The sequence below is a fragment of the Solidesulfovibrio sp. genome (assembly GCF_029978005.1).
In the GTDB taxonomy this organism is placed as follows: domain Bacteria; phylum Desulfobacterota; class Desulfovibrionia; order Desulfovibrionales; family Desulfovibrionaceae; genus Solidesulfovibrio.
In genome coordinates, this window is sequence record NZ_JARKOZ010000199.1 from 1 (window position 1) to 5,905 (window position 5,905).

7 protein-coding genes and 1 pseudogene are annotated in these 5,905 nt (G+C 66.4%); 6 read left to right on the plus strand and 2 right to left on the minus strand.

Annotated features, from left to right (window positions below; translation table 11 throughout):
- The first annotated feature begins 441 nt into the window (after positions 1-441).
- The 5 genes from rlmN (at position 442) to Q1K70_RS20520 (ending at position 4,429) form a co-directional block, all read left to right on the plus strand.
- Positions 442-1,512, plus strand: a complete 1,071-nt coding sequence (gene rlmN / locus Q1K70_RS20500; protein ID WP_300164032.1) for a 23S rRNA (adenine(2503)-C(2))-methyltransferase RlmN — start codon at positions 442-444, stop codon at positions 1,510-1,512.
- A 94-nt stretch (positions 1,513-1,606) separates the two neighbouring features.
- Positions 1,607-1,984 carry a phosphoribosyl-AMP cyclohydrolase gene (hisI, locus tag Q1K70_RS20505; RefSeq protein WP_300164035.1) on the plus strand — a complete coding sequence of 126 codons (378 nt, stop codon included), beginning with the start codon at positions 1,607-1,609 and terminating at the stop codon, positions 1,982-1,984.
- On the plus strand, positions 1,985-2,875 hold the full coding sequence (gene hisG, locus Q1K70_RS20510) for an ATP phosphoribosyltransferase (RefSeq protein WP_300164038.1): 891 nt from the start codon (positions 1,985-1,987) through the stop codon (positions 2,873-2,875).
- Positions 2,876-3,197: 322 nt separating this feature from the next.
- Positions 3,198-4,121, plus strand: coding sequence for a hypothetical protein (locus Q1K70_RS20515; protein ID WP_300164041.1), 924 nt, complete (start codon positions 3,198-3,200; stop codon positions 4,119-4,121).
- 77 nt (positions 4,122-4,198) lie between these two features.
- A complete protein-coding gene (locus Q1K70_RS20520) occupies positions 4,199-4,429 on the plus strand; it encodes a hypothetical protein (RefSeq protein ID WP_300164044.1) in 231 nt (76 codons plus the stop codon).
- Between the two features lie 42 nt (positions 4,430-4,471).
- Here the strand turns inward: Q1K70_RS20520 and Q1K70_RS20525 are convergent, their stop codons facing one another.
- Together Q1K70_RS20525 and Q1K70_RS20530 are read right to left on the minus strand one after the other, a co-directional pair.
- On the minus strand, positions 4,472-4,975 hold the full coding sequence (locus Q1K70_RS20525; protein ID WP_300164047.1) for a hypothetical protein: 504 nt from the start codon (positions 4,973-4,975) through the stop codon (positions 4,472-4,474).
- Positions 4,976-5,108: 133 nt separating this feature from the next.
- Positions 5,109-5,345, minus strand: a complete 237-nt coding sequence (locus tag Q1K70_RS20530; RefSeq protein ID WP_300164050.1) for a hypothetical protein — start codon at positions 5,343-5,345, stop codon at positions 5,109-5,111.
- Between the two features lie 178 nt (positions 5,346-5,523).
- On the opposite strand from Q1K70_RS20530, the pseudogene Q1K70_RS20535 reads away from it, so the two are divergent.
- Positions 5,524-5,905 (plus strand): annotated as a pseudogene (locus tag Q1K70_RS20535) (colicin transporter); the annotation flags it as partial.

Below are 5,905 nucleotides of genomic sequence, written 5' to 3' on the forward strand. Positions count from 1 at the left end.
CCGGGCGACGCAGGCCGCAAAGCCGGCCAGCACCGCCCGGCCCATTTCCCGGACCACGGGCGCCAGCGGCGAAGCGCCGCATCTGAAGAAGTCTTGTAAAAAAATTCCTTGATTGCCTTTAAGAGGCTTTCAAAGCAAAAATTCCAAGAATTCGCCCCGAAGGGGCGACGGCCCTGTGGGGCCGGAAATTTGCCTGCTGATCCTGCCGCGAAGCGGCGGCAGCAGCGGGGGAAATTCCGGCCCCAACGACGGACAACCGCCTGCCGACGGACTTCCATCCGGCCAAGCAGGCGAGGGGGTCCGGGGGGCATCATGCCCCCCGGCCGCCGGAGGCATCTTCCCACCTCGGCCGGGACAACCATGCATCCACCACCGTAACCACCAACAATCACCACCAACCACGCACACCGGCATCCACCATCCCACCCACCCCCATCCCGCATGACCAACCAGACCACCCCCATCAACCTGACGGACCTGACCTTCCACGAACTCGAGGCGCTGATCGTCTCGCTTGGCGAGCCGCCGTACCGGGCGCGCCAGGTCTGGCAGTGGCTGTGGCAGAAGTTGTGCCGCGACATCGAGCTGATGACGGACGTTTCCAAGGCTTTGCGGACGCGGCTGTCCGAGGCGGCGGTCATCGCCTGGCCCCGGGTCTTGCGGGTGAGCGAGAGCGCCGACGGCACGGTGAAGTTTCTGCTCGGGCTTGCCGACGGCGAGGCGGTGGAGTGCGTGCTCATTCCGGAGCGGGACCATTACACGGCGTGTCTGTCGACGCAGGTGGGTTGCGCCATGGCTTGCGGCTTTTGCGCCACGGGCATGCTGGGGTTTCGGCGCAACATGACGCCCGGGGAGATGCTCGGCCAGGTGCTGGTGGCGCGGCAGTATCTGCTGGACAAGGGCGAGCCGCTTTCGCTGCGCAATCTGGTCTTCATGGGCATGGGCGAGCCGCTGCTCAATTATGAGAATCTGGTGAAGACCTTGGAGGCCTTGCATCATCCGCAGGGGCTCGATTTTTCCAGCCGGCGCATCACGGTGTCCACGGCCGGGGTGCGGCGGCATCTGCTGGACTTGGGCAAGACGGGCTTGTGTTCGCTGGCGATTTCGCTGCACGCCCCGACCCAGGAGAAGCGCGAGAAGATCATGCCCGGCGCGGCCAAGCTGGCGTTGCCGGAGCTTATCGAGATTTTGCGGCAGTATCCGCTGAAACCCCGGGAGTCGCTGACGTTCGAGTATTTGCTGCTGGCCGGGGTCAACGACGCGGACGCCGACGCCCGGGAGCTGGTGCGGCTCTTGTCTCGCGTGAAGGCCAAAGTGAACCTGATCGTCTACAACGCGACGCCGGGTCTGCCGTATCGCCAGCCGAGCCCGGAGCGGGTGTTCGCGTTCCAGGAAATCCTGAAGGCGAAGGGGATTACGACCACGATCCGCAAGAGCAAGGGTGCGGACATCGCGGCCGCCTGCGGCCAGTTGCGGGCGGAAGCGGGCTGTCCCGCGGACGGCGGCGCATAAAATTCGGCCAACGACGCGGCGCTTGTCACCCATTTGCCGTTTATGTAAGCTAGCTCTCCTTTTTCGCGTAAAAAATGGGATAAGGAATTTCTCCATGAAACGACCCGATTTCGCGAAGTGCGGCGGCCTCGTCCCCGCCATCGCGCAGGAAGCCTGCACCGGCGAGGTGCTCATGATGGCCTACATGAACGAGGAGGCCTACGACAAAACCCTCGAAACCGGCGAGGTCCATTACTACAGCCGCAGCCGCCAGAAACTCTGGCACAAGGGCGGCACCTCCGGCCACGTGCAGAAGGTCCAGTCCGTGCGCCTGGACTGCGACGCCGACACCATCCTGGTGCTCGTGGAGCAGGTCGGCGGCGCGGCCTGCCATACGGGGCGCAAATCCTGCTTCTACACCGAAATCACCCGCGACGGCGGGGAGCGCACCTGCTCCCCCATGGTCTTCGATCCCAAGGAGGTCTATAAATAAATGTCCGCCAACAACACCAACAACGTCCTCAAGCTCGGCATCCCCAAAGGCTCCCTGCAGGACGCCACCATCGCCCTGTTCGAGAAGTCCGGCTGGAAGATACGGATGCACCACCGCAACTACTTCCCCGAGATAAACGACCCCGAGCTCACCTGCTCCATGTGCCGCGCCCAGGAGATGTCCCGCTACGTCGAGACCGGCACCCTGGACTGCGGCCTGACCGGCAAGGACTGGATCCTCGAGAACGAATCCGACGTGGTCGTGGTCGCGGACCTGGTCTACTCCAAGGTCAGCAACCGCCCGGCCCGCTGGGTGCTGGCCGTGGCCGCCGACTCGCCCTACAAGCGGCCCGAGGACCTGGCCGGCAAGAAGATCGCCACCGAGCTCGTCAACTTCACCAAGCAGTATTTCACCGGCGCGGGCGTGCCCGTGGAAGTGGAATTCTCCTGGGGCGCGACCGAGGCCAAAGTGGTCGAGGGCCTGGCCGACGCCATCGTGGAAGTGACCGAGACCGGCACCACGATCAAGGCCCACGGCCTGCGCATCATCTCCGAGCTGCTTTTGACCAACACCCAGCTCATCGCCAACAAGAAGGCCTGGGAGGACCCGTTCAAGCGCCGCAAGATCGAGGTCCTCAACATGCTGCTGCAAGGGGCGCTCTGCGCCGAGGGCCTGGTCGGCCTCAAGATGAACGTGCCCGAGGAGAAGATGCCCGAGATCATGTCCCTCCTGCCGAGCCTGACCTCGCCGACCGTGGCCAATCTCTACAACAAGAACTGGCTGTCCATCGAGATCGTCGTGTCCGAAGGCATCGTGCGCGACCTCATTCCCAAGCTCCACGACCTGGGCGCGGAAGGCATCATCGAATACGCGCTCAACAAGGTCATCTAGCGCGACCGAACATCCCGAGGACGGAGCCCGAAGGGAACCGTTCGTCGCAGGATGCCTGGACGCCCCGCCGGGGACTGTCCGACCGAAGGCCGTGGGCGCATGCCCGCGGCCTTTCATTTCGCCGCCTTGGCGACGCTTTGGGGAATGCGCTTTCGAGGGCGACCAAAGGAAAAACAAAACATGCGCTCGTAAATATTTTATGGTTGATAATTCAAGCGAATCTATGACATTGTTCTCCGGGACTCTCTCTTCCGGGCTTCGCCTTTCGCTTGCGATCCCAACATCAGCAACGGGCTCCGAAACCAACCCCAGGAGAACGGTCATGTCGCACGACGCCGCCCCGCCTTTCCCAGGCGACCCCACCCTTGCCGCTCCCGAGGACTGCACCGGACACTTCCAGGAGATCACCAGGGAGAACCCGGTGCCCGAGGACGCCAAACAGGCCTTCATCGCCAACCGGTTCCAGATGATGGCTTCCCATCCGGCCCTGAGCGCCGAGGAGAAGCAGTCGGCCCACGACCTCCTGGCCGTCAGGCCGGGGGGGCCGGCAGCGGCGACCCGGCCCGTGCCGGGCGGCGTGGGCTATGGAATGTTCTACACGGACGCCTTCAGGAACGCCTTCGACCTGGGCACCAAGCTGCAGTTCCTCTACCTCTGCCCGCCCAAGCCGGGCGGCAACGTGACCACTTGGCTCTACCTGACCGCCACTAACCGCGCCTCCCACGGCGTGGAGGCTCTCGTGTGCTACAACGGACAGCAGGCCATGAGCTTTCTGGTCTACGACTGGGCCCAGCCGGTCGAGCCCTGGCAGGTCAGCATCCCCTACGGCAATCTCCTCGAGTATTTCGCCACGATCGGCATCAGGGGGCAAACGTATCCGGGCCTGGCGCTGGAAAACGCCACCTTCCAGGTGCAGCCGGGCACATGGCGCAACACGGTCAGCCTCTACAACACCGTGCGCGGGGGATACGACCTGGTCTATTCCTTCGACTACGCCGCGACCGAAGCGGCCCAGAAGGCGGGCTGGGTCGGCTCCTGGGGCCCCATCGTGGAGACCTTCCAGGACAGCTACGCGCATACCGAGCCCATGGGGGCGTTCCTCACCAACCTTCTCAGCCAGGGCCCGAGCGGGACCTGGGGCTCCCCGCACCTGCTCTCCGCCAACGACGCCACGGCACGCGACGACGGAAAGGGCTTCAAACGCATCTTCGACGACCCGCATTTTTCGTGGGCCGTCGACAGTTGACCGGCACCGGGCGTCCGCGCAAGGTGGGCGACAAGGCGGCGACCGGCAAGCCTGCGGCCGCGCCGAGGAGAAGCGACATGGCCAGCGTTCCGGGCGACAAGCCCACTGAAAAAGCGCAAGAATCGGCCCCCACGCGGGACAGGCGGAAGCAGTTCGCCGAATGGTCCGCCGCCCATCCCGTGGACGCGGCGACGCGGCGCGCCTTCCTCGAGGCCCGCATCGAAATGGTCCGCACCGACCCTCGCCTGACCCCGCGGGAAAAGGAAGCGGCCATCGCCGGCCTGCGCAAGGCCCTGGGCGAAGACTGAAGCCGACCGGGAGGCCGGCTCGCCGTAACGGCGCGGCCGGCCCTATTTCCTGGGCAGGTTGGGGATGATCTCGTTGGCCGCCTGCACCAGGCTCTTGCGAAGCGTCGGCTCGGTGTTGAGGAATTCGGCCACGGCCGTGGCCAGGGGCTCGGGGATGCCGGTCAGGTCGCGGATGCCGAGGCGCGCGTCCACGGCCCGGTTGGTCTTCTTGTCGATGCGCACCACGGGCGCGAGGTGGAAGCGCACGTCCAACGGATCGCCGCCGGAAACGAGACGGCAACGCACCTCCTGCTGGGGCAGGGCCACGTCGCCGCCGGCATGCACCCGGCCCACCACTTCGGACCGGCTGGCCGACAGGTCGGCCGCGCAGGCGATGTCCGAAACGAGGCCGAAGGACGAGGACTCGAGCCTGGCCCGGGTGGCCGCGTCCAGGCGAAAGCCCGTGCGGCAGGCGATGCGCTCGGCCCGGGGATCGTCGAACACCTGCCGGCAGGTGTCGCCCTCGAGCGTCACCCCGGCCCGGACCGGGCCGGCGGTTAACAACATTGCCCACACTATAACAAACATAAACGGAAACGGTCGCGTCATGACGTCCGTCCTCCCGGATGGCGGCTCGATGGCGATCGGCCATCGGGGCTGCCCTACGCCCGAGGGGGACGCGGGGCAAGTGAAGGCCGGTTCATTTTTGTCCCCGGCCGCGCTTGCCGGCCTCGAACACCAGCTTGCCGATGCGCCGGCCGAGGTCGGCCTGGCGCGCCCGCACCAGGGCCTCGGCCGCCTCGGCGTTGCCCTGGGAGGAGAGCAGGCTGGCCGACTCCAGGTCGCGCAGATGCCGGGCGCATTCCTTGACGAGGCTCGAGAGGTCGAGGGTTTCGATTTCCGGCGGCACGCGCACGGATCGGACCTTGTTTTGCATGCGATCCTCCCGTTTCCGGAACGAAACACGAAAAGCCGGCGGATTGTCAACGCGTCCGCCGCGCCGGAAGGTCTGGCGGAGCCGGCCCGCCGCCCCTTGAGGGAAACGGCAAGCTCGGGTAGCGTTCCCACCCGAAAGCCGGACGCCCAGGCTTACGGCGACCCAGGAGAGAAGACGCATGGCTCTGACGCGCGGCGACAAAATGATCATCATCAGCGCGGTTGCCCTGGCCGCAACCGTGGTGGCGGGGCTTGCCATCCTCAAGAAACCCGGGCTTTTTTCCGGCGGCGCAACCACGCAGGTCTCCTCCGTTCCCCCCGCGCCCACGGCCGCCGCGCCCGTGCCGGCGGTGCAGGCCCCCATCGGGGCTCCGGCCCAATCCTCGGCCCCGGTCCAGCCCGCTCCCGCGCCGGCCGCGCCCATGACCGCCCAGACGCCGGCCGCCCCGGCTCCCGCCACGCCGGCGGCAAGCGCCCAGGTTCCGGCCGTTGCCCAATCCGCACCCGGTCAGCCGCCCGTGCCGGCGGCGGCCGCCACGTCCGCGCCCACGCCCGCCGCTC

Excerpts from the sequence above, each read along its gene's own strand:
- rlmN (WP_300164032.1), top strand. The coding sequence starts at position 442 with ATGACCAACCAGACCACCCCCATCAACCTGACGGACCTGACCTTCCAC.
- hisI (WP_300164035.1), top strand. The coding sequence starts at position 1,607 with ATGAAACGACCCGATTTCGCGAAGTGCGGCGGCCTCGTCCCCGCCATC.
- hisG (WP_300164038.1), top strand. The coding sequence starts at position 1,985 with ATGTCCGCCAACAACACCAACAACGTCCTCAAGCTCGGCATCCCCAAA.
- Q1K70_RS20515 (WP_300164041.1), top strand. The coding sequence starts at position 3,198 with ATGTCGCACGACGCCGCCCCGCCTTTCCCAGGCGACCCCACCCTTGCC.
- Q1K70_RS20520 (WP_300164044.1), top strand. The coding sequence starts at position 4,199 with ATGGCCAGCGTTCCGGGCGACAAGCCCACTGAAAAAGCGCAAGAATCG.
- Q1K70_RS20525 (WP_300164047.1), bottom strand. The coding sequence starts at position 4,975 with ATGTTGTTAACCGCCGGCCCGGTCCGGGCCGGGGTGACGCTCGAGGGC.
- Q1K70_RS20530 (WP_300164050.1), bottom strand. The coding sequence starts at position 5,345 with ATGCAAAACAAGGTCCGATCCGTGCGCGTGCCGCCGGAAATCGAAACC.